At 70.8% G+C, this 23298-nt stretch carries 18 protein-coding genes; 8 read left to right on the forward strand and 10 right to left on the reverse strand.

What is annotated here, in order from left to right:
* Positions 1 to 15 precede the first annotated feature (15 nt).
* Positions 16 to 894 carry an ornithine carbamoyltransferase gene (locus tag RT282_RS06095; RefSeq protein WP_313312499.1) on the reverse strand — a complete coding sequence of 293 codons (879 nt, stop codon included), beginning with the start codon at positions 892 to 894 and terminating at the stop codon, positions 16 to 18.
* 102 nt (positions 895 to 996) lie between these two features.
* The gene (locus tag RT282_RS06100; RefSeq protein ID WP_313312501.1) at positions 997 to 2259 is read right to left on the reverse strand and encodes an MFS transporter; all 1263 of its coding nucleotides are present in this window, start codon (positions 2257 to 2259) and stop codon (positions 997 to 999) included.
* Positions 2260 to 2452: 193 nt separating this feature from the next.
* On the opposite strand from RT282_RS06100, the gene RT282_RS06105 reads away from it, so the two are divergent.
* The 4 genes from RT282_RS06105 to RT282_RS06120 all read left to right on the forward strand — a co-directional run bounded on the left by RT282_RS06105 (position 2453) and on the right by RT282_RS06120 (position 10562).
* Positions 2453 to 3451 carry a helix-turn-helix domain-containing protein gene (locus RT282_RS06105; protein WP_312759750.1) on the forward strand — a complete coding sequence of 333 codons (999 nt, stop codon included), beginning with the start codon at positions 2453 to 2455 and terminating at the stop codon, positions 3449 to 3451.
* Between the two features lie 258 nt (positions 3452 to 3709).
* Complete coding sequence (locus RT282_RS06110) at positions 3710 to 5881, forward strand: DUF1566 domain-containing protein (RefSeq protein ID WP_313312503.1); 2172 nt, start codon at positions 3710 to 3712, stop codon at positions 5879 to 5881.
* 39 nt (positions 5882 to 5920) lie between these two features.
* The gene (locus tag RT282_RS06115) at positions 5921 to 8449 is read left to right on the forward strand and encodes a fibronectin type III domain-containing protein (RefSeq protein ID WP_313312506.1); all 2529 of its coding nucleotides are present in this window, start codon (positions 5921 to 5923) and stop codon (positions 8447 to 8449) included.
* Between the two features lie 160 nt (positions 8450 to 8609).
* Complete coding sequence (locus RT282_RS06120; RefSeq protein ID WP_313312508.1) at positions 8610 to 10562, forward strand: FMN-binding glutamate synthase family protein; 1953 nt, start codon at positions 8610 to 8612, stop codon at positions 10560 to 10562.
* Positions 10563 to 10591: 29 nt separating this feature from the next.
* On the opposite strand, the gene RT282_RS06125 is transcribed toward RT282_RS06120, so the two are convergent.
* From RT282_RS06125 to RT282_RS06140, 4 genes are read right to left on the reverse strand one after another with little or no spacing between them, the layout of a single operon-like run.
* Positions 10592 to 11410, reverse strand: coding sequence for a LytTR family DNA-binding domain-containing protein (locus tag RT282_RS06125; protein WP_313312511.1), 819 nt, complete (start codon positions 11408 to 11410; stop codon positions 10592 to 10594).
* A complete protein-coding gene (locus RT282_RS06130) occupies positions 11407 to 12456 on the reverse strand; it encodes a sensor histidine kinase (RefSeq protein ID WP_313312513.1) in 1050 nt (349 codons plus the stop codon). The genes RT282_RS06125 and RT282_RS06130 overlap by 4 nt, the downstream gene beginning before the upstream one ends.
* A gap of 55 nt (positions 12457 to 12511) precedes the next feature.
* Entirely contained in the window at positions 12512 to 12805 is a 294-nt protein-coding gene (locus RT282_RS06135) for a 2TM domain-containing protein (RefSeq protein WP_313312515.1), read from the reverse strand.
* A gap of 41 nt (positions 12806 to 12846) precedes the next feature.
* Positions 12847 to 13410, reverse strand: a complete 564-nt coding sequence (locus RT282_RS06140) for a DUF6622 family protein (protein WP_313312517.1) — start codon at positions 13408 to 13410, stop codon at positions 12847 to 12849.
* 220 nt (positions 13411 to 13630) lie between these two features.
* On the opposite strand from RT282_RS06140, the gene RT282_RS06145 reads away from it, so the two are divergent.
* Positions 13631 to 14455 (forward strand): undecaprenyl-diphosphate phosphatase, encoded by an 825-nt coding sequence (locus RT282_RS06145; protein ID WP_313312518.1) that lies wholly within the window; start codon positions 13631 to 13633, stop codon positions 14453 to 14455.
* Between the two features lie 60 nt (positions 14456 to 14515).
* On the opposite strand, the gene RT282_RS06150 is transcribed toward RT282_RS06145, so the two are convergent.
* Positions 14516 to 15343, reverse strand: a complete 828-nt coding sequence (locus tag RT282_RS06150) for an alpha/beta hydrolase (protein ID WP_313312520.1) — start codon at positions 15341 to 15343, stop codon at positions 14516 to 14518.
* Between the two features lie 117 nt (positions 15344 to 15460).
* On the opposite strand from RT282_RS06150, the gene RT282_RS06155 reads away from it, so the two are divergent.
* The 3 genes from RT282_RS06155 to RT282_RS06165 all read left to right on the forward strand — a co-directional run bounded on the left by RT282_RS06155 (position 15461) and on the right by RT282_RS06165 (position 17852).
* Positions 15461 to 16477, forward strand: a complete 1017-nt coding sequence (locus tag RT282_RS06155; RefSeq protein ID WP_313312522.1) for a glycosyltransferase family 2 protein — start codon at positions 15461 to 15463, stop codon at positions 16475 to 16477.
* Positions 16464 to 16889, forward strand: coding sequence for a GtrA family protein (locus RT282_RS06160; protein WP_313312524.1), 426 nt, complete (start codon positions 16464 to 16466; stop codon positions 16887 to 16889). The genes RT282_RS06155 and RT282_RS06160 overlap by 14 nt, the downstream gene beginning before the upstream one ends.
* A 126-nt stretch (positions 16890 to 17015) precedes the next feature.
* Entirely contained in the window at positions 17016 to 17852 is an 837-nt protein-coding gene (locus RT282_RS06165) for a ChbG/HpnK family deacetylase (RefSeq protein ID WP_313312526.1), read from the forward strand.
* A 15-nt stretch (positions 17853 to 17867) separates the two neighbouring features.
* Here RT282_RS06165 and RT282_RS06170 read toward each other — a convergent pair whose 3' ends face one another.
* The 3 genes from RT282_RS06170 to RT282_RS06180 form a co-directional block, all read right to left on the reverse strand.
* Positions 17868 to 19385: a glycosyltransferase family 39 protein gene (locus RT282_RS06170; RefSeq protein ID WP_313312528.1), complete on the reverse strand. Its 1518-nt coding sequence runs from the start codon at positions 19383 to 19385 to the stop codon at positions 17868 to 17870.
* A 16-nt stretch (positions 19386 to 19401) separates the two neighbouring features.
* Positions 19402 to 21993 carry a DNA mismatch repair protein MutS gene (mutS, locus tag RT282_RS06175; RefSeq protein WP_313312652.1) on the reverse strand — a complete coding sequence of 864 codons (2592 nt, stop codon included), beginning with the start codon at positions 21991 to 21993 and terminating at the stop codon, positions 19402 to 19404.
* Between the two features lie 707 nt (positions 21994 to 22700).
* Positions 22701 to 23228, reverse strand: coding sequence for a hypothetical protein (locus RT282_RS06180; protein ID WP_313312530.1), 528 nt, complete (start codon positions 23226 to 23228; stop codon positions 22701 to 22703).
* Between the last annotated feature and the right edge of the window lie 70 nt (positions 23229 to 23298).

The raw sequence follows: 23298 nt of genomic DNA on the forward strand, positions 1-23298 counted from the left end.
CTTGTCTGAAGCGCGCTAGAGGCCGATTTGGCTTGAAGCCTGGGCAGCGCCTTGCCCCGCACTGCAGTCCGCCTTCGATGCCAGGGCCCAGCGCACGATGGCGGCCTGCACCGGCAGCAGCAGTTGCTTTTGCGCATAGCCCACGAAGCCGGGGTAGGCGAGCGGGTCCAGCGCCAGCTCGCGTCCCAGCATGAACGGTGGGGTGGGCAGCAGGGCTGGGCTGCCCAGGGCGGCCAGGTGCTCGGCGGTCAGGGGCGTGAGGGCGGGCTGTGCGGCGGCGCCGGAACCGGCGTGAGCAGGACTGCTGTCGGTGATCACGATGTCCACCGCGCCCGGCAGGTGCGAGGGCTCGGCAAACGCCACCTGCGGCAGCGGCTCGTGAAATCGCCGGTCGCACACCTGCACCAGCTCGAAGCCCTCCACCTGCGACAGTTCGTGCCAGGAGCGGAACACGTTGGTGCTGGGCCCCCACAGGCACACGCGGGCATCGCGCAGCGGCCGGATGGCGGTGTCGATGTAGTACGCATCGGTCAGCACTTCGCAGGGATGGCCCTGGGCAGACATGGCGTTGATCACCGGCCGGCGCGACGCCTTGGCGAAAGCAGACAGTCGGGCATGGTCGGGCTCACGCACCACGTACAGCGCATAGAACGGGTCGAGGTAGCCCGCCAGATCCTCGGGCCGTTCGCTGGTCTGCAGCAGGCGGGGCAGCTCTGTGAACGCCAGTCCCAGCTGACGGAAGGCCTGGATGAACGTAGTACGCGTGCGGATGCCGCTGCCCTCGAACGACCAGCCCACGGTGCCGCTCAACACGGGGCTGGCACCGTCGTTGACCAGTGACCAGATGTGACGGATGTCGGCGGGCTGCAGGTCGGACAGCTGAAGAAGGTCCATGGGGCGGTTTACGTAAAAAGTGCTTGGCCCGGCAGCGTACTTCAGCCGGCCCTGTGTGCGCCGTGCGTGCCGGAGTCTGGCGCCAGGCTTCGGCTGACCGCCCTAGTGCGCCGGTACCAGCGCCGCTGCCGGTGGCGCCGGCAGCAGCCTGAAGGCCAGGGCCGCCACCGCCAGCACGGCGGCGATGGCCAGCATTACGGCCACGTAGGGGTCGCCGCCGCGTGCCGCGGCCAGCGTGGCGATCCAGCCCGTGGCCCACTGCATCAGCGCCACGCCCAAAAACATGGCCATGGTGAACACCGCCATGGCGCGGCCCGTCAGGTCGGCCGGGTAGGCGGCGCGCACGTCGGCGTACTGCAGCACGATGAAGCCCGACAGCAGGCCCACGGCCAGCATCAGCGCCACATCCAGCCACGATGGCCCGCCGGCGGCCAGCGCGGCGAACAGGGCGGCCATGGCCAGCGTGCAGGCCACCAGCCAGCGCCGGCGCCGGCGCGCGTCGGGCGGGTCGATGCGGCCGAACAGCACCGGACCGGCCAGCGCCACCACCGACAGCGCCAGCGCCACGTTGCCGCTGGCCACCAGCGACCAGCCGTGGCGCTGCATCAGCATGGGCCCCAGCCACAGGCCACGCAGCGCGATCAGCGCGGCATAGGTGACAGCGCCCAGCACCACGATGCCCCAGGTGTGCGGCAGGGTGAACAACGTGCCGAAGCGCGCCACCGCCTGGCGCACCGACTCGCGCTGCGGCGCATGCGGGGCGGCGGCCGGCTCGTGCACGCTGCGCCATATCCACAGCCAGGCCAGCACGGCCAGCGCCGTCAGCACGGCAAACCCCACGCGCCAGGACCACTGCTGCACCAGCCAGGCCAGCGGCGTGCCGGTGAACAGCATGCCCAGCGTGCCGATGGCCATGGCCGTGCCCGACATGGCGGCAAAGCGCTGCGGCGCGAAGTGCCGCGCGATGAACACAGTGCACACCAAGAAGGCCGGCGCACAGCCCACGCCGACGAGCACCTGCGCCAGCGCCAACCAGCCAAAGCCCGGCGCCAGCGCCGACAGCACCGCCCCGGCAATCGCCAGCGGAAAGGCCGCCAGGATGGTGCGCCGCACGCCGTACAGGTCGATGCCGATGCCCATGAAGACCTGCATGGCCCCGAAGGCGAAGTGGAAGGCCGCGGCAAACAGCCCCAGTTGCTGCGGCGACAGGGCGAAGTCGGCCTGCAGCGGCGCCGCCATGATGGCCGCCACGGTGCGAAAGGCGTTGCTCAGGCCGAAGCCCGAGGTCAGGGCCAGCAGCATCAGCAGCAGCGTCCGTGGCGGCGGGGCAGGGCGGGCGGCGGGGGCGGACGGGGCGGGGCTCATCGGCCGCAAGGCTACCTGAACGCCCGGTTTTTCGCCTGCCGCGCGGTTGACAGGGCCGCCCGACCGGTGGGTCGCCAGGCGCCGCCAATCCACGCACCGGGCTTCGCCTTTTTTGCCTGCAACACGCCTTACAGTCCGCGCTGCGCAGCTCCACCCACCACCCAGGCGCTTTCGACCCAGGCGACACGGCGACATGGCCTTCATCGAATTCAACACCCGCAACCACCTGCCCGGCGAGCGCGCGGACGCCGTGCGCGAAACCTGCGCCGCCCTGGCCAACATGGCGCCCGACATCTCGGGCGGTGATGGGCTGGAGATGTCCATGCGCATCCGCCTGCTGCCCGGCGTATCCATCGCCTCGGTCGAAAGCTCCGCCCTGAGCGTCAGCCGCAGTCCGCGCCAGCTGGCCGACGGCAATGACGACGTGCTGCTGTTCCTCAACCCTGCCGACGCACCCCGCGCGCCCCGGCAGGGCGGCTGGGTGCTGCGCCAGCGCGGCGAGATGCCCTGCACCGGCGGCCCCGGCTATGTGGGCCTGAACGAGCAGGCGGGGCGCATCGACTTCCATGGCGCCCGGGCGAGCGTGCTGCTGATCGCCTTTGCACGCCAGCACGTGCTGCCGCACGTGGCCGACGTGGACCGCGCACTGCGCCACAGCCTGCCCGACACGCTGGCGCTGCGCTTGCTGGCGCGCCAGGCTTCGGCGCTGGCGCGGCCCGTCGGCGATGGCGCCGAAGTGGGCGACGACGAGCGCGTGCGCATGGGCCAGCAGCTGCTCGACCTGGGCGTGCTGGCGCTGGGCGCCAAACCCCAGGCACGGGCGGCCGCCAGCGCACGCGGGCTGCGCCAGGCGCGCCTGAAGGCCATCCAGGCGGACCTGCGCGTCAACGCCTGGCGCGGCGACCTGTCACTGGAGTGGGTGGCGCAGCGCCACGGCATCTCCGCCCGCTACGTGCGTGCCCTGTTCGAGCACGACGGCGCCGTCTTCAGCGACTACGTGCTGGAGCAGCGCCTGCAGCGCGCCTTCGGACGGCTGGCCGACCCGCAGCATGCGCAAAGCCAGATCAGCGCCATCGCCTACGACGCGGGCTTCAACAACCTGTCGTGGTTCTACCGGGCCTTCAGGCAGCGTTTTGCCATGGCGCCCGGCGACGTGCGCCAGCTGCACGCGCAAGAGGGCCTACCGGCGTAAGCCTGCGGCCGCAAAGCGCCGCGATGTGGCGCTCAGTGGAGGCGGTTTCCGCGGTCCCTGCATAGCCTTGGCCCCATGGCTACGCATGTCTTTCCCGTTCCAAGCTTCCACACATTTCTCAGGCTGTGCTGCGTTCCCCGTCCCCACACGGGGCAGTTAGGGCGTGCTGCGGCTGGCAGAACAACGCTAAATCGGTCCGAAATGCTTGATGTGAAAGCGCTGGCAGCTACAAAAAGAAGAGCGAGAGAGGGGATTTCCGTGAAGGGCGCACTGGCCGCGTTGTGCCTGTGCGCCATGCCTTTGCTGGCGCACGCGGGCTACACCAAGGTGTCCAACAGCGGCAGCACGCTGCCCGACACCGCCGCTCCGGGCACCGGGGCGGGCGACTGGGCGTGCACGCGTGACGATGACACCCAGCTGATCTGGGAGGTCAAGACCACCAGTGGCCTGCGCAACAAGGACAACCTCTACCAGTGGCAGGACGGCCCCCAGTTTGCCCAGAGCGTGAATGCAGCCGGTTTGTGCGGCGCCACGGATTGGCGCATGCCCACGAAGGATGAACTGCTGGGTATCGTGGATTTGGCGCAAGCCAGCCCTCCCAAGATCAACCCCTTTTTCTTTCCGAATACGGAATTTCTCTACTGGTCGGCATCGCCCCATGCCACTTCTTCGGCCATGGCCTGGGGGGTCAATTTTTCACATGGGGGTGCCTACGACGGCTTTGCCACTTTCAACCCCATGAGTGCCCGCCTGGTGCGCGGCGAGCCCTCCCCAGCCCCTTTGCTGACGGCCTTGGGAGTGCAAGGCGTCACGCACAACGCAGCGACCCTGCGGGCCACCAGCAGCATTGCGGGAACGGGCTGGTGGCAGCTGCGGCCCAGGGGCAGCGCCGTACCCAGCCCGGCCCAGGTCAAGGCGGGCGGCCAGAGCTTCGCCATGGCCGCAGGCAACCCGGTCAGCCGCGCCATCACGGGCTTGAGTGTCAGCACGGCCTACGACCTCTATCTCGTGGCCGAAGCCGCGGGGCGCCTGAGCACGCTGGCCGGGCCGGTGCCCTTCACGACCGCGACCCCGGTGAACGGCGCCTGTGCTGGCGTGGCTGCCAGTGCTACGCAGCCGTCGTCCGGCCTGTGTGCCGCTGGCACGGCCACCGGCGTGACGGGGAGCCATGGCCAATGGAGTTGGGGCTGCAATGGCAGCAACGGGGGCACCAGCACGTCGGCCCAGGCCTGCATCGCACCCTATGCCAGCCAGACGCTGTCCTTGAGCGCCGGCGCCAGCTCCCTTGCGGTGGGCGCCACCAGAGTCCTGACCGCCAGCAGCACCTCGGGCCTGCCCGTCAGCCTGGTGGCCAGCGGCCCGTGCACCCTGAGCGGCCACCAGCTCACCGGCACCGATGCGGGCAGCTGCACGGTCGCCGCCAGCCAGGCGGGCACCGGCGACAGCGGCGCCCTGCGCTACCTGCCCGCGCCGGACAAGGCGCTGACCCTCACCGTCCAGTTCGTGCCGGTGACCGGGGCCTGCGGCAGCGCCGATGGCGTGGCGGTGCAGGTGGCGCCAACGGCGGGCCTGTGCACCGCGGGCACCGCCGGCGCCGTGGACGCTGTCGGCGGGCGCTTCAGCTGGGCCTGCACGGGAGCCTATGGAGGCGGCAATGCGCAGTGCAGCGCCCCCGGGCTGTGGGCCATTGCCACCACCGCTGGCAGTGGCGGCACGCTGGCCTGCGCGCCCAACCCGGTGCCGCACAGCGGCGACGCCACCTGCACCGCCACGCCCGGCGCAGGCCACCGCCTTGCCGGCTGGACGGGCGACTGCGCCGCCAGCGGCGCCAGTGCCTGCCAGCTCGCCGGCGTGGACGGCCCGCGCAGCGCGGGGGCGCGGTTCATCCCCGGCGCCGTCCTTGACGTGGCCGAAGGCCCCCACCAGGGACAACCGCTGCTGCTGGACGTGTCGCCCGGCCAGGACTGGCAGCTGGCTGCCGCGTCCACCGCCACCGCCGGCAGCGTGGGCACGGCGCTGCCGCAGGGCGTGAGCCTGCCGCACGGCGTGGTGAGCGTGCAGCTGCACCAGGGCGTGCGCGCCAGCGCCGCCGAGGTGGTGCTGACCTACCCCATGGCGCTGCCGCCGGGCACCGTCTACTACAAGTTCGGTCCCACGCGGGACGATGCGCAGCCGCACTGGTACCCCTATGCCGGCGCGCGCATCCAGGGCAATCGCATCACGCTGACGCTGACCGATGGCGGTGCGGGCGACAGCGACCTGGCACAGGACGGCGCCATTCAGGACCCGGGCGGGCCAGCACTGCTGGCCGGGCTGCGTGGTGCGCAGGCCATTCCGACGCTGGGGCAGTGCGGCGTGCTGCTGCTGTCTGCGCTGGCGGCGCTGCTGGGACTGCGGAGTGTTTATGTCAAATCGGCCTGCAGACATTGAGAGTCAAGCGCTGGCAGCTATCAAAAAAGTAGTGAAAAAATGAATATGAATCGTATCGGCGGCCTGTGGGGTGCCCTGGTGCTGGCCTGGCTTGTAGCGGCCGGCATGCTGGCGCCGGGTGGTGCATGGGCCAGCGGCGGGGCGGGAGGGGCGGGCTCCTATGGCGAGTTGTATGGAGGCGCGGGTGGAGCGGTGGACCCGCTCACCGGGCTAGCGGTTTTGGGCGCCAGAGGCCATAGCGGCTTCAGCGGCGATGGCGGCGCCGGCGGCGATGGCGGCAGGTTGGGCCTGGAGAGCCTTGGGGGCGAGCTGGCCGCCAGCGCTGCTGGTGCCCCGGGAGGTGACGGCGGGGGCTGCCAGATCAGGGTGGGCTGCTCAGGCTGCAGTGGTGGCGGCGGCGGTGGGGGCGAGGGCGGCATGGGGTTGCTGTTGCCCCCGACGGCCGGTGCACTCACGGTGGCGGCCGGCGGGGCAGCCACAGGTGGGTACGGCGGCGGCGGTGGCAGCCAGGCCACCTGCCTGCGCGGCGGTGGCGGCGGTGGCGGTGGCGCAGGCCTGGTCACGCGGGGCGCTCCCCTGATCGCCAACGCAGGGACCATTGCTGGCGGGCGTGGCGGCAGCGGCGGCACCAGCAGCTGGCGCATAGGGGCCGTGCCTGGTCATGGCGGCGGGGGCGGCGTGGGGCTGCTGGCTCTGGGTGCGGTGCGCATCGACAATCGGGGCACCTTCAAGGGCGGCGAGGGAGGGATGGACGGCGCCACTTCGACGGGCATTCGGGGCGCCGGCAGCGGCGATGGCGGCGCCGGCATCGCCGCGGACGCCGGCGTTGTCCTGGAGGTGGACAACCACGGCACCATCCAGGGCGGGGCCAGTGCCGGCGCGGGTGCAGGTGGCCCCGGCCTCAGCGGGCAGGTCACGCTGACCAACCGCGCCGGCGCCACGGTGCAGGGTGGCGCTGGCGGGGCCGCCTCCACCTTGGGGCAGGGCAGCGCCGGTGGCGACGGCAGTGGCGGCTGGGGCGGCCTGGGTTTTCGACCGGGTGCCACCGCGCAGGGACGCGGCGGCGAGGGCATCGTGGGCAGCGGTCTGTCCATCGTCAATGCCGGCACCATCGCTGCCGGCGCGGGGGCTGGAGCCAACGCCATCAGCTTCACCGGCGGCAGCAACTCGCTGTCGCTGGTGCCCGGCTCTTCCATCATCGGCGACGTGGCCTGCACGGGCAGTTGCAGCGGCAACGTACTGACGCTGACGGGCACCGGGGGCAGTGGCAGTCTGGATATGGGCCGCTACAAGGGCTTTGCCAGGGGCAGCAAGACGGATGTCAGCCATTGGGAGCTGACCGGCACCGTCGCCGAGCCCATGGCCTGGACGGTCGCCGGCGGCATGCTGCGCGTGAGCGGCCGCCTGGACGCCTCCACCTTCACCGTGACGGCCGGGGCCACGCTGGCGGGCGCGGGCAGGGTGGGCGCCACCGTGGTGGCCGCGGCCGCCACGCTCAGGCCCGGCGGGCCGGACGAGGCCACGGGCACGCTCACGACCGGCCCGCTGGTGCTGGGCGGGCAGGCGCAGTTCAAGCTGGGTGCAGCCAGCGACCGGGTCGAAGTCAACGGCGACCTGGACCTGCAGGGCGCGACGTTGCAGGTGGTCCCCGTCAGCGGGTTCGGCCCGGGCGTCCATACGCTATTCACCTACACCGGCACGCTCACCGGGACGCTGCGCTTGGATGCCCCGCCCGCTGGCCATACGGTCGCCGTGCGCCACGGTCCGGGCAAGGAAGTCAGCCTGGCAGTGACCAGCGCGCCCGGCGCGCCCACGAACCTGCGCATCGCGCCGGGTGAGGGCAGCGCCACGCTGGCCTGGGACGCGCCGGCCAGCGACGGCGGCAGCCCCGTCACCGGCTACCAGGTGGCCGTCAGCCCCACCGGCAGCTGCGTGCCCAGCCCAGCCACGGCCACGCACTGCACAGCCACGGGACTGAGAGGCGGGCAGGAATACACCTTCGCCGTCACCGCCACCAACGCCGTGGGCAGGAGCGCCGAGGCCACCGGCCGGGCCACGCCCAGCGGGCGCGGCACCGTGCTGCCGGGCGGCATTGGGCTCAGCTTCAGCAGCAGCGATGCGGCCTGCACCCTGGAGCACGCCACGCTGGAGCTGCCGGCCACCAGCGGCCCCAAGGCCGCGCCCCCGGGGCTGGCGCTGCCGCATGGGCTGGTCGACTTCGCCCTGACCGGATGCTCGCAGGTGCAGGTCGTGCTGACCTACCCCGCCATAGCCCCTGGGTCCCGCTATTGGAAGCGCAACGCCGCCAACGCCTGGGCACCGTTTGACGACGCGGTGGTGAACGAGGGGGCCGGCACCGTCACCCTGAGTTTCACCGACAACGGCCCGGGCGACGACGATCCCACGCCGGGCCGCATCGCCGACCCTGGCGGGGTGGGCCTGCTGATGGCGCCGGCTGGCACCCAGGCCATTCCCACGCTCGGAACATGGAGCCTGTTGCTGTTGTCGGCCCTGCTGCCCTGGCTGGTCCTGCGATTGATTCGCGTCAAATCGGCCTCCAGTGCTTGATAGACAAGCGCTAGCAGCTATCGAAAGAAGAGCGAAGAGGCGGCCGCATGACCGCCTGCACGCAGGAATCCTTCGCGGCGGGCTGGGGATAATGCCCGCGCCGCACGGGGCCCGCGCCCCGCCTTGTGGGCCGCAGTGCCCGCCTGTCATCAGGGTTCCAATGAAGCTTCACTCCTTTTTCGTCAACAGCGTGCGCTACAGCACGCTGGCGCTGTGTTCGCTCCTTGCGCTGGCCTGCACGCTGTGGCTGGCGGCCTTCGGCTTCGGCTGGACGCCAGCGGTGCTGCTGGCCGTGTCCAGCCTGCTCACGCTGGTGGGCCTGCGCGACCTGCGCCAGACCCGCCACGCCATCCTGCGCAACTATCCCATCCTGGGCCACATGCGCTTTTGGCTGGAGTTCATCCGCCCGGAGATCCGCCAGTACTTCATCGAGGGCGACGTGGAGGACGGCGAGCCCTTCACGCGCGCGCAGCGCTCGGTGGTCTACCAGCGCTCCAAGGGCGAACCCGACGTGCGGCCCTTCGGCACCAAGCTGGACGTGGGCGCCAAGGGCTATGAGTGGATCAACCACTCCATGCAGACGACGAAGATCGACTCGCACGACTTCCGCATCTGGATCGGCGGGCGCCCGGGCGAGCCGCTGGAGGGCGTCGCGCCCTGCACCCAGCCCTACAACGCCAGCGTGTTCAACATCTCGGCCATGAGCTTCGGCGCGCTGTCGGCCAACGCCATCCTGGCGCTGAACCAGGGCGCCAAGATGGACGGCTTCGCCCACGACACGGGCGAGGGCGGCATCAGCCGCTACCACCGCGAGCATGGCGGCGATTTGATCTGGGAAATTGGCTCGGGCTACTTCGGCTGCCGCAACGACGACGGCAGCTTCAACCCCGAGCGCTTTGCCGAACAGGCGCGCCAGCCCCAGGTCAAAATGATCGAGATCAAGATCAGCCAAGGCGCCAAGCCGGGTCACGGCGGCATGCTGCCGGGTGCCAAGGTCACCAGTGAGATCGCCGCCGCGCGCGGCATCCCCATCGGGCAGGACTGCGTGTCGCCGTCGTCGCACAGCGCCTTCTCCACGCCGGTGGAGCTGATGCACTTCATTGCCCAGCTGCGCCAGCTGTCGGGCGGCAAGCCGGTGGGCTTCAAGCTGTGCATCGGCCACATCTGGGAGTGGTTCGCCATCGTCAAGGCGATGCTGGAGACCGACATCACGCCCGACTACATCGTGGTCGATGGCGCCGAGGGCGGCACGGGTGCCGCGCCCATCGAGTTCGCCGACCACATGGGCGCGCCGGTGCAGGAGGGCCTGCACCTGGTCAACAACACGCTGATCGGCGTGAACCTGCGCCACCGCATCAAGATCGGCGCGGCCGGCAAGGTCATCAACTCGTTCGACCTGGCGCGCATGTTCGCCCTGGGCGCCGACTGGTGCAACTCCGGGCGCGGCTTCATGATGGCGCTGGGCTGCATCCAGGCGCAGGTCTGCCACACCGGCCGCTGCCCGACCGGCATCGCCACGCAGGACGCGCTGCGCGAGCGCGCCCTGGTGGTGCCCGACAAGGCCACGCGCGTGGCGCAGTACCACGCCAACACGCTGCATGCGCTGAAGGAATTGCTGCAGGCCGCCGGTCTGATGCACCCCGACCAGCTGACCCCGCACCACATCGTGCGGCGCATCGACAGCTCGCGCATCCGGCTGCTATCGGCCGTCATGCCCACCATCCGCTTCGGCGCCATCCTGGACGACCTGGAGAACCAGCACAGCGTCTACAAGCTGTACTGGCCGCTGGCCGATGCGCACAGCTTTTCGCCGCGCGAGCCCAGCGCAGAGGAATTGCAGGCCAGCCCCGGCATCCGCCCGACGATCGCCGGCCGCCCGGCCTCGGCGGTGCAGATCGCCCAGGAACTCAACCGCAGCCGCTCGCCGCACCCGGAGCCCGTCAGCGCGCTGATGCCCGAGCAGGCCCGCAGCTTCAACCCCGCCACCACCGGCCCGTCGCAGGTGCCGCCGAGCTGGAAGGGCTCGGGCGCGGACGCACGCGCGCCGCGCCAGGCGGCGCCGGCGCGGCAGCCCGCCGCGGCCGCCGCCCGCGAGCGCGAGCCGGGCGAGTAAGCGGCCCGGGGCGGGCGCCGCCGTCCGCCCTACATCGCCTTGAACAGTGCGGCGTGCAGCCGGCTCACGGCCAGCCGCTCCGGCCGGCCGTGCAGGCGCAGGTGCAGCCGCCCGGCCTCGTCGCGCTCGGCGGCGGCAATGCAGCGGGCGCGCACCAGGGCGCCGCGGTGCACCTGCCAGAACTCGGCCGGGTCCAGCCGCGCCGCCAGCTCCTTGAGCGGGGTGCGCAGCAGGTATTCGTGCCCGGGCGTAAGCATGCGTACGTATTTGTCGGCGGCCTCGAAGTAGACGACGTCGGCCACCGGCACCATCTCGATGCGGTTGCCGCTGGCGCTGGCCGCCTGCAGCAGGGTGAGCGGGGCGGCGCTCGGCTGCGGCCGCAGCGCCGGCGCCGCCAGCAGGCCGCGCAGCTGGTCCAGGGTTGCTTCCAAATGGGTAGCTGCTGGCGCTTGCCTGGCAAGCGTTTCCTTGAGTTTTCGTACTGTTTTTTGCAGGCGCGCGGGCTGCACCGGCTTGAGCAGGTAGTCCACCGCCTGGGCCTCGAAGGCCTGCACGGCGTACTGGTCGTAGGCGGTGACGAAGACCAGCAGCGGAAAGGGCTCGCCCTCGGGCCAGGCGTCGGCCAGCGCGGCGGCGGCGTCCAGGCCGCTCTGGCCGGGCATGCGGATGTCAAAGAACAGCACCTGGGGCCTGAGGGCCAGCGCCTCGCGCTCGGCGGCCAGGCCGTCGCCCACCACGCGGGCGATGGCCAGCTCGGGCCAGGCGCGCACCAGCTCGGCCTGCAGCGCCGCGGCCAGCAGCGGCTCGTCCTCGGCGATCAGGGCGCTGGGAGCGGCGGCGTCGTTCATGGCGTTGGCAGGGGCAGGGTGACGGTGGCCAGCTTGCCGCCTTGGGGGCCTGGCGCCAGTTCCAGCGTGCCGGCCGCGCCGTACAGCGTAGCCAGCCGCTCGCGCACCTGGCTCAGGCCGAAGTGCGTGCCGCCTTCGGTCGGTTGAGGCGCGCTGCCCAGGCCGGCGCCGCTGTCGTGCACCGTGAGCTGCAGGCGCGCACCGCCCTCCAGCAGCCGCGCCTGCACGCGCACCGTGCCGCCTTCGACGCACGGCTCCAGACCGTGGCGGATGGCGTTTTCCACCAGCGGCTGCAGCACCAGCGCCGGCACCGGCAGCGGCGCCAGCGGCGCGGGCAGGTCCAGCGAGAAGCGCAGGCGTGGCCCCATGCGTACGGCGATCAGCGCCAGGTAGTCGGCCAGCCGCGCGAACTCCTCGCGCAGCGGGTGCAGCGGCGTGGCGCGCGAGGCGCCCAGGGTGGCGCGCAGGTAGTCGATCAGGTGGTCCAGCATGGCCTGCGCGCGCGGCGCGTCGGTAGCGATCAGCACGCGCAGGTTGGCCAGGGTGTTGAACAGCATGTGTGGCTCCAGCTGCGCCTGCAAGAGCGCCAGGCGCGCCTGCGCCGCGTCGCGCTGGGCCTGCGCGGCCTGCAGCGCCAGCTGCTGCGCCTGCGCACGGCTGTGGAAGAAAAACGAGATGGCCGCCGCCGCCAGCAGGGTGATGACCAGGGTGGACGGCAGCCAGGGGCTGCTCCACAGGGGCTGGGCATGGCCGCTGTAGGCGTCGCCCAGCAGCGTGCCCAGCACCAGGCCGCAGCCGCTGCCTGCCAGCACCAGCAGCACGCCGCGCCAGCCGCGCGGCCAGCGGTTGCTGCCGCCGGACAGGGCGAAGCGCCCCGCCTCGATGATCAGCCAGGAGGGCAGGCCGATGGCCAGCGAATAGGCCAGCTGCACGTCCCAGCGGCCGTGGCCGCCCAGCGTCAGCGCCAGGGCGATGGCGCAACAGAAGGCGGCGGTGACCAGCCCGTCATGCAGCAGATGGCGCAGCAGGGAAGGGGGAGCGGGCACGGCAGGCGAGGAGTGGGCGGACGGGCGGCTATTTTGCGCGACGTGCGGGCGGCGATCAGGCAGCGGGCGGACGGCGCAGGGCGGCGCGCTCGCGCTCCAGCAGCTGGGCATACAGCGCGCCGCCGGGCGCCGCCAGCCACACCGCCGCGCCGTGCAGCAGCAGGCCTAGGCCCCAGCCCAGCGCTGGATAGATGGCCCAGGCGTGCGTGCTGCGCGCCGAGACGAAGGCCAGCAGCAGGTTGACCAGAACGTAGACGCAGGCGTGAAAGTACCAGCCCAGCTTGGCTCGCGCGCGGCGCTGCGCCAGGCGTTCCCGTTCCGGGTCGAGGGTGTGTTCAGGATGTGTCATGGGGTTGCTCGCTGCTTTGGGGGTTGAAGAGATCTGCGCAGTCAGGCAAAGGCCGGGCCGCCTTGGCTGCCGCGCTGCGCCAAGCGCCACAGCCGCGCGGCGCGCGCCAGGAACAGGCCGTTGAACATGCCGTACAGCGCCGCGACCTGCAGGGCGAAGGCGCCGTCCTGGGCCAGCGCGGGCTGCAGCACCAGCTCCACGCCCACGGCGTACTTGGTCAGGAAGATGGCCAGGATGAGCAGCAGCGGCACCGGGCTGCCCGGCAGGTGAAAGCGCCGCGCCTGCGCGTCATAGCGCGTGCCGGCGGCCGGGGCGCGGTGCCATGCCAGGCTGGCCGCGCAGGCCTGGGCGGCAGCCAGCAGCCAGGCACCCAGGGCGGCGGCCAGCGCCGTGCTGCCGCCGAAGGCCGACGCCAGGCCCCAGGCGGAGAAGCCCGCCAGCGCCAGCGGCGACAGTAGGGCGCGGCGCAGGCCCGCCTGGCGCGGCAGTGTCTGGGTCAGGCCCAGCCACAGCAGGGCGGCCAGCAGGCCCCAGACCCAGCGGGGCGTGCCCTGGACGATGGGCCAGAGCATCTGGGGCTGGTGGATGGCGATCTGGATCAGCATGGCGGGCCTCCTGTCGGTGCTTGGGGTTCAACGCGAAACGCGTAGAACGCACTGTGCCGGCGGTCCTTCATGCCGGCCACCGCCTTGCGACGGCTGGCGGCTGGGCGGCGTGAAATGCACCCGGGGCGGCGCGAACGGCAGGGGGCCGGCCGCTGGCGGGCGAGGCGCGGCGGATAATCCGCGCTTTTTCTCGCTGGGCGAGAAGCTGACAAGGACGCGCGTGGATACCGTTTTGCTGCTCAAGGCCGCCGTCATGGGCGTGGTGGAGGGACTGACCGAGTTCCTGCCGATTTCGTCTACCGGCCACCTGATCCTGGCCGGCTCGCTGCTGGGCTTTGACGACGCCAAGGCCAAGGTCTTCGACATCGCCATCCAGACCGGGGCCATCTTCGCCGTCATCCTGGTGTACTGGCAGCGCATCCGCGAGACGCTGGTGGCGCTGCCCAGCCAGCGCCAGGCGCAGCGCTTCACGCTGAACGTGCTGATCGGCTTTCTGCCCGCCGTGGTGCTGGGCCTGCTATTCGGCAAGGCTATCAAGGAGCACCTGTTCACCCCGGTGGTGGTGGCCAGCACCTTCATTCTGGGCGGCTTCGTCATCCTGTGGGCCGAGCGGCGCCAGCAGACGGCCGTGCGCATCCACAGCGTGGACGACATGGGGCCGCTGGACGCGCTGAAGGTGGGCCTGGTGCAGTGCCTGGCCATGGTGCCGGGCACCAGCCGCAGCGGCGCGACCATCATCGGCGGCATGCTGCTGGGTCTGTCGCGCAAGGCGGCGACGGACTATTCGTTCTTCCTGGCCATCCCCACGCTGATCGGCGCGGGGGTGTACAGCCTGTACAAGGAGCGCGCTCTGCTGTCGGCCGCCGACGTGCCGCTGTTCGCCGTGGGGCTGGTGTTCTCGTTCCTCAGCGCCTGGGTGTGCGTGCGCTGGCTGCTGCGCTACATCAGCAGCCACAGCTTCGTGCCGTTCGCCTGGTACCGCATCGCCTTCGGGCTGGTGGTGCTGGCCACGGCTTGGACGGGCGTGGTGACCTGGGCGGAATAAGAGCCTCTTCGGCCTCCAGCGCTTGCCCTGCATGCCCGGGCAGCTATGGTTTCAGGAGTGTCAGGCGGCCGCCTTGCGCTGCACCACGCCCTCCAGGTTGAGCAGCGCGGCCTCGATGGCAGCGGCGGTTGCCAGGGGCTGCTCCATGGGAAACAGGTGGCTGCCGTCCAGCATCATCACCCGCCCGCGGGTCACGCGCTCGGTCAGCGACATGCCGACCTGCCGCATCTCGACCGAGCTGCGCCCACCGATGAAGGCCGCCGGGCAGCGCAGCGGGTGGCGGCGCAGCAGGGCTTCCAAATGGTGCGGAATGGTGTTGTAGATGCGCGTTTCCACCTCGCGGTCGAACGCCAGCACGCGTCGGCCGTCGTGCTCGTGCAGCCCGTGCTGCACGTAGTCGGCCAGCACCTGCGGGTCCCAGCGCGCGAAGATCTTCTTGCGCTGGAAGTGCGCCAGCGCCTCTTCGGTGCTGGCCCAGGCGTTGCGCCGCGCGCGGCTCACCCGACCGGGCGAGACCGCGCCGATGACCTGCGCGCTCTTGGCCACCACCACTGCGCCGGCGCGCCAGCCGCCCACCAGCGGCGAGTCGATGAGCAGCACGCCGCGTGCCAGCTCGGGGTGGCGCGCCGCCGCCATCACGCTCAGGAAGCCGCCCATCGAATGCCCCACCAGGAACGCCTGCTCTCCGGTGCGCTGCTGCTGCTCGGCCGCGAAATCGGCCAGCTGCTGCACCAGGTGTGGCCAGTTGTTGGTGACGGGATAGCGCTCGTCATGCCCGAAGCGCTCCAGGGCGCTGACGTGAAAACCGCGCTGGCGCAGATGGCCGAACAGGACGCGATAGGTGCTGGCAGGAAAGCTGTTGGCGTGGGAAAAAACGATGGCGGCCATGGCGGAAGACAACGGGCAGCGCCGCCCGGCGGGGCGGCTGCGGGGTGGCAAGTGTAGTGGCGCCCGGACGGGGCCGGCAGCGCTTTCGCGGGCCACAGTTTTGGGACAATCGCCCCGATGAGCCACATGCACGCCGACTACGCCCCCGCCGCGCCGCCCGCCCCCCTGCCGCGGCCCGGTCTGAAGCTCAGCTGCGTGGTGCCGGCCTATAACGAGGAGGCCAACCTGGCCGCCTTCGTGCAGGCGCTGGCGCAGGCGGCGGGCGCCCTCACGCCGCACTTCGAGATCCTGATCGTCAACGACGGCAGCCGCGACGGCACGCACGAGGTGGCCATGGGCCTGCTGGCCGGACTGCCGGTGCGCTACCTGGCGCTGTCGCGCAACTTCGGCAAGGAATCCGCCCTGTCGGCCGGCATAGACCACGCCCGCGGCAACGCCGTCCTGCTGATCGACGCCGACTTCCAGCACCCGCTGGAGATGCTGCCCGCCATGCATGAGCTGTGGCAGCTGGGCTACGACATGGTTTACGGCGTGATCGCCGACCGCACGGCCGAGAGCGGCGCCAAGCGCGTGGGCACCAGCCTGTTCTATCGCCTGCTCAACAGCGGCAACCGCGTCAAGGTGCCCCCGCACGCGGGTGACTTTCGCTGGATGGACCGGCGCGTGGCCGATGCCCTGAAGGCCCTGCCCGAGCATCACCGCTTCATGAAGGGGCTGTACGCCTGGGTGGGCTTCAAGACGGCGGCGCTGCCCTTCGTGCCGCAGGACCGCGCCGGTGGGGCGTCGAGCTTCAACCTGCGCCGCCTGGGCTCGCTGGCGCTGCTGGGGCTGACGTCGTTTACCACCATGCCGCTGCGCGTGTGGAGCGTGGTCGGCAGCTTGGTGGCCGCCTGCGCGCTGGCCTATGGGGCCTGGATCACGCTGGAGACACTCCTGTTCGGCGCCGACCTGGATGGCTGGCCCACGCTGGCGGCCGGCATCATGCTGTTTTCCGGCGTGCAGTTGATGTCCATCGGCGTGCTGGGCGAGTACATTGGGCGCATCTACGACGAGGTCAAGCGCCGCCCCAGCTACCTGGTGGCGCGCGATGATGACCACAGCCCCCTGCGTGACGCACCGCATGAGCGCGGTTGACCGCCTGCTGCAGGCGTTGCGCCGCTGGCCCCAGGTACTGCGTTTTGCCTTCGTCGGCGCCGCCGCGGCCGCCACCCATCTGCTGGCCGTGGCCGCCTGGGTCGGATGGGGCGGGCTGGCGCCGTTGGTGGCCAACGTGCTGGCCTTCCTGGTCGCCTTTGCCGTCAGTTACGGCGGCCACGCGCTGCTGACCTTCGCCCCCTCGCAGGGGCGGCACGGCTGGGCGGCCGCGGGGCGCTATTTTCTGGTGGCCAGCCTGTCGTTCGCTGCCAACGAGCTGCTGTACGCCGCCGCGCTGCGCTGGCTGTCCTGGCACTACCTGGCCAGCCTGCTGCTGGTGCTGTTGGTGGTGGCGGTGGGCACCTTCGCCTTGGCCAAGTTCTGGGCGTTCCGCGCGCCGGCCGGCGCATGAGCGCAGCGCCGGGCCGCCCCAAGCAAGCTCGCACCGCAGTGCGAAGCACGGAGGTTACCCAGTGAGCGCCGCGCCGGGCCGCCCCAAGCAAGCTCGCACCGCGGTGCGAAGCACGGAGGTCATCCAGTGAACGCCGCTACCAATCCCTCAAGCCGTGCCCTCGTGCTGTGCGCCGACGACTACGGCCTGCACCCCTTCGTGGACGATGCGGTGTGCAAACTGGCCCGCGCCAGCCGCCTGTCGGCTACCAGCTGCATGACCACGGCGCCGCGCTGGCCCGAGGTGGCCGCGGCGCTGCGCGAGCTGCGCCCGGCGCTGTCCGTGGGCCTGCACTTCAACCTGACCGAGGGGCACGGCGGCGCCCACCCCGCGCACGGCCTGGGCCAGGTGCTGCGCGCCGCCTACCTGCACCGGCTGCCGGCGCAGGTGCTGCGCCAGGCCTGGGCCCGGCAGCTGGACGCTTTCGAGCGCGCCATGGGCACGCCGCCGGACTTCGTCGACGGTCACCAGCACGTGCACCAGCTACCTGGCGTGCGCCGTGCGCTGCTGCAGGAGTTGCAGGCGCGCTACGGATCGGAGGCGGCGCTGCCGTGGGTGCGCTCCACCGTGCCCGCTGGAGGGCTGTGGCGCTCGCCCAAGGCGGCCGTCATCGCCCTGCTGGGCGGTTGGAGCGCCACGCGGCTGCTGCGCCGCGCGGGCGTGGCCATGAACCAGGGCTTTGGCGGCGTCTACGGCTTCGACGCCCCCGACACGGACGCCTACCGCGCCCACATGCGCCAGTGGCTGGCCCAGGCGGCGGGCGGCGGCGCGCTGCTGATGTGCCACCCGGCCACCCGGCCGGTGCCGCAGGACGCCATTGGGAAGCAGCGCCCGGTGGAGTTTGCTTACCTGCTGTCGGACGCCTTCGCGCAGGACCTGCGCGAGCGCGGCCTGCATGTACACCAGGGGCCGCTGTCCTTTTAAGAACGTCAACACGTTCTAGGGCATGACGGCGGCGCAGGCGGCCGGCACATAGGCCCGCCAGTGCACCACCAGCGGCGCCGCGGTGGCGCGGCGCGGCCAGGGCAGCTGCCAGGTGCCCTGGTGCAGCTGCAGGCCGGGGCCGGGCTGCAGCTGGTCCAGCGGGGCCGGGGGCATGTCGGGCTCGCCGTCCTCGCGCAGCCACAGCGCGCCGTGCTGACGCAGGCCGTCCGCCGTGGCCCAGGGGGAATAGCGCGCGTCGCCCGTGATCAGCACCGAGGGCCGGTCCGGCGAGGGCACGGCCGCCAGCCCGGCGATCCAGTAGTTGCCCGCCACGGTGCGCAGCGGACAGCGCGACACCTGCGCCCAGGCCGCGTTGGCCTGCTGCACCAGCGCCTGCTGGGGCCAGTCGGTGCGGGCCGGGCGCTGGCGCAGCTGTGCGCCCCAGGCTAGGTAGGCCATGGCCAGGCTGGTGATCAGCACCAGCCACACGGCCACCCCGCGCAGCAGGCGCGGGCGCAGCGGCGCCAGCCAGGCGGGCGGCAGCAGCGCGGCCACCAGCAGGCCGCTGAAGGCCCACATGGGCATGCCCCACATGTCCCGGATGCGCAGGCCCGTCACCAGACCCAGCAGCGTGACCAGCAGGCCCGGCCCCAGGGCGACCACCAGCAGGTAGCCGGGCCAGCGCGCGTGCAGCCGCCAGGCGCCGGCCGCGGGCAGCCGGCGCCGCGTGCCCAGCCAGGCGGCCAGCACCACCAGGGCCAGCGGCAGGTGGTTCAGCGCCTGCGTGCCCAGGAAGGACAGGGCCCCCAGCCGGGCGCTGCCGCCCGGTGCCTCGGCGCGGCGGCTGGCGTAGGCCATGGGCAGCCAGTCGGACTGCCAGAGCCAGTACAGGTGCGGCGCCAGCAGCAGCAGGGCCAGGCCCAGCGCCAGCCACGGCCCGGGCCGCGCCAGCGCGCGCCGCGCCGGGCCCAGCACCAGGTACAGCCCCAAGCAGGCCAGCACGATGGCGACCGAGTACTTGGTCAGCAGGCCCAGGCCGGCCAGCGCTCCCAGCGCCAGCCAGTGGCGCAGCCGCCCGTCCTGCAGCGCGGCCAGCAGTGCCCAGCCCAGGCCGGCCCACAGCGGCATCTGCGCGATGTTGTGGTTGAACTCCAGCGCCGGGTGGCCGTAGAAGGCCACGCCCAGCGTCAGCACGGTGCCCAGCAGGGCGCGTTCGCGCTCCATCAGCCGGCAGCCGGCCAGCCAGACCAGCCACAGCGTGGCGGCGATGCACAGCTGGCTGAGCAGGAAGGGCCCGGCGGCCCCGAAGGTGCGGTAGGACAGGTGCAGCAGCCAGGGCGCCAGCGGCGGGTGCTTGTAGTAGCCCCACTGCCATTCGCGGCCCCAGGACAGGCTTTCCACCACGTCCAGCGGAAAGCTGGAGATCAAGAGCGGCGGCAGCAGCGTCCAGGCCAGCAGGTACAGCACGCCGGCGGCCAGCAGGGCGCGCCAGGGCAAGGCGGGCGCGCCGGGCGCCGGGGTGGTCTCGGGCATAGGTGTGGACGTGCAGTCAGGCGGTGGCGGCGCTGGCGAGCCTCTTCAGCTGGTACAGCGCGTCCAGCGCCTCGCGAGGGCTCAGGGTGTCGGGCTCGATCTGCGCCAGCAGTTGCTGCGCGGCGCTGGGGGCGGGCGCCTCGGCGGCGGGAGGTGGTGCGAACAGGTCCACCTGCGGGTCATGGCGGCCGGCGCGCTCTTCCAGTGTGGCCAGCACGTGGCGCGCGTGGTGCAGCACGGCGGCGGGCACGCCAGCCAAGCGGGCCACCTGCACGCCGTAGCTGCGGCTGGCCGGGCCGGGCTGGATCTCATGCAGGAAGACGATGTCGGCGCCGGCCTCCGTCGCGCCCACGTGCACGTTGACGGCGTGCGGGTGGCGCGCGGCCAGCTCGGTCAGCTCGAAGTAGTGCGTGGCGAACAGGGTGAAGGCGCGCGTGCGGTCGTGCAGGTGGGTGGCGATGCCGCTGGCCAGGGCCAGGCCGTCGAAGGTGCTGGTGCCGCGGCCGATCTCGTCCATCAGCACCAGCGACTGGCTGGTGGCGCCGTGCAGGATCTGCGCCGCCTCGGTCATCTCCAGCATGAAGGTGGACTGGGCGTTGGCCAGGTCGTCGGCCGCGCCGATGCGTGTGTGAATGGCATCGATGGGCCCCAGCCGGCAGCTGCTGGCCGGCACGTGGCTGCCCATGCTGGCCAGCAGCACGATCAGCGCCACCTGGCGCATGTAGGTCGATTTGCCGCCCATGTTGGGGCCGGTGATGATCTGCATGCGCGTATTGGCATGCAGCCGGGTGTGGTTGGGGATGAAGGCGCCGCGCGAGGCCTCGGCCAGGCGCGCCTCCACCACCGGGTGGCGGCCGGCCTCGATGTCGATGCACGGCTGGTCCACGAACTGCGGCGCGCACCAGCCCAGGGTGAGCGAGCGCTCGGCCAGCGTGCACAGCGCGTCCAGCGTGGCCAGGGCCTGGGCCAGCCGGGTGAGTTGCGGCACGTGCGGCTGCAGCCGCTGCAGCACCTGCTCGTACAGCCACTTCTCGCGCGACAGCGCGCGCTCCTGGGCCGACAGGGCCTTGTCCTCGAAGCTCTTGAGTTCGGGCGTGATGAAGCGCTCGGCGTTCTTCAGCGTCTGGCGGCGGCGCCACTCGGGCGGCACCTTGTCCACGTGGCTGCTGGTGACCTCGATGTAGAAGCCGTGCACCTTGTTGAACTGCACGCGCAGGTTGGGGATGCCGGTGCGCTCGCGCTCGCGCGCTTCCAGCTGCAGCAGAAAGTCGTCGCAGTGGTCGCGGATGCCGCGCAGCTCGTCCAGCTCGGCATCGAAACCCGAGGCGATCACGCCGCCGGCCTGCAGCAGCGCCGGCGGCTCGGGCGCGATGGCGGCCTGCAGCAGCGCCAGGCATTCGGCTGCCGGCTGCAGTTGGTCAAAGATCTGAGCTAAAAACGGCTCTGGCGCTTGTCCGGCTTGCGCCAGCAGCTGCGATTTTTGTAGCGTCGCGGCCAACGCCACCAGCTCGCGCGGGCGCACCTGGTGCAGCGCCGCGCGGGCGGTGATGCGCTCCACGTCGCACACGCCGCGCAGTTGCCCGCGCAGCGCCTGCCACGGCCCGTCGCCGCTGCCCGAGCCGCGCAGGGCGGCGGTGGCAGCCAGGCGCTGGCGTGCGTCGCTGCGGTCGCGCCGGGGCTCCAGCAGCCAGGTCTTGAGCAGGCGGCTGCCCATGCCGGTCATGCAGGTGTCCAGCAGCGAGAACAGCGTGGGCGCGTCCTCGCCGCGCAGCGTCTTGACCAGCTCCAGGTTGCGCCGCGTGGCCGCCGGCAGGTGGATCAGCTCATCTGCCTGCTGCACGCGCACACCGTGCACGTGGGGCAGGGCGCGGCCCTGGGTGTGCTCGGCATAGTGCAAGAGCGCGGCGGCGGCGGCGTGGGCGTGGTGCAGGCCCTCGGCGTTCCAGGCCTGCAGGCTGGCGGCGCCCAGGTGTTCCAGCAGCTTGGCGCGGCCCAGGGTGGCGTCGAACTGCCAGTCCGGGCGCGCCGCCGCCGGGCAGGCCAGCTGCCCGCCGCGCCGCAGCGCGGCCAGCTGGGCGGCAAAGCGCGGAGTGATGCCGCTGGCGTGGATCAGCTCGCTGGCGCCCACGCGCGCCAGCCAGGCGGGCAGCTCGTCCTGCGCGCATTCGGCCAGCTGCACGACGCCCTGCGTCACGCTCAGCCAAGCCAGGCCGCAGCGCCCGCGCGGGGCCTGGTGCAGGGCCAGCAGCATCGCTTCGCTCTTGTCGGGCAGCAGCTCGCTGTCCGTCAGCGTGCCGGGAGTGACCACGCGCACCACCTTGCGCGCCACCGGGCCCTTGGCCGCGCCGACCTCGCCCACCTGCTCGGCGATCGCCACGGACTCGCCCAGCCGGATCAGGCGCGCCAGGTACTGCTCCAACGCATGGAAGGGCACGCCGGCCATGACCACCGGCTGCCCGGCCGACTGCCCGCGGTGCGTGAGCGTGATGTCCAGCAGCTGCGCGGCGCGTTCGGCATCGGCGTAGAACAGCTCGTAGAAGTCGCCCATGCGGTACAGCAGCAGCGTGTCGGGGAACCCGGCCTTGAGGGCCAGGTACTGCTGCATCATGGGGGTGTGCTCGGAGAAGTCCGATGTGTCCAGGGTGTCAGTCAACCGGAGGCGCTCCCATATCTGCGTTGTCGTGAGGGTCTGGCTGATTGTCCGCGCAAGGGGCCGGCGCGCCATGAAAAAAGCCGCCCCTGCTGGTCCAGCAGGAGCGGCTTTGAAGCCTGGTGCCCGGGGCCGGAATCGAAAAGTGTCCTACAAGCCGCATGAATATTGGGTTTGAGGTTTTTTTATTTTGAAATGTACCGACAAAAGTACCGTCAATTTCAAAAGTGTCCGGCTTGTGGCGGCATTCAGACGGTCTAAGACTTGAGGTTCCGGGACTGTACCCGTTGATACGGGGACATCACTGAAGCATTGAAATTCGGTGTCCTTGTAATCGTACTTTTCGGATGCGATGAATTCGGGGTTTCGGGACTCTCGCCATCGGCATCAGGTTGGAATGTTCCCGTGGCTCGTTCCTTCGCTTCCCTCGTTGGACTTCTTTGATCTGGGAGGTCTGACCATCTCTTTCATCGGTCTGATCCTTCTGAACCTCTGAATCCAATTTCAAAAGACCAAAGTTATCTATTAGCAGTCGTCGTAACTGCTCTCAGATTGTCTCATCGGTGCAAGGTTTTCGCTGCTGATACGTCGATACGGCTGCATCACGGCAAAGTCCAGTCAAGGCGCTGGAAGCGTCTCTAGCCATACTTAGAAATTCCGAAATTTCAGGCAGCGTGTACGGTGTCAACTTCATGCCGGTAGCTGTAGGGATTGAATAGATCAAGGTCAATGGACGCTTCTACGTCGGCCTTGGTGCGATTTTTCAGCATGTATTCAAGCCAACCTTCGTCCCTGTACTGTTTGAAGTCATGCGCCTTGGGATCGGCCCATTTCAGGCTTGTCCAAGCCGCTTCGCAGATGTCTTCGTATGCGCTGCGGGTCAAGCCCTTTGGAACCTCTATCACGCCATGCGCATGAAATCGTGATTTGGTGTGGTCTTCACGACTGACCTCGCCTTCGTAGGCGACCATAAATTGAAGTTTGGCCGGGTTCTTGCGACGCATTGCCAGAGGGCCGTATGCTTCCCTGCATAAGTGGTTGTAGAACCTGCGAACCGTCGCGACGGCAGTTTGTCGGGTCAGGTGTTCCTCACCTAGCCATTGGCGGAACTTCAACGTGAAGGCAATGACTTTTTTGCCCTCAATCTCTTTCGCCATCCAATCCACATATCCAGCCTTGATGTCACGTCGCATTAGTTTCTCCAGAAGTTAAGTTCTGATGTATTAAGGGGACGGGAACATCAGGCGCAACGAGAGGCGGGCG

It is taken from the genome of Pulveribacter sp., from assembly GCF_032079985.1.
Classification (GTDB): domain Bacteria; phylum Pseudomonadota; class Gammaproteobacteria; order Burkholderiales; family Burkholderiaceae_C; genus Melaminivora.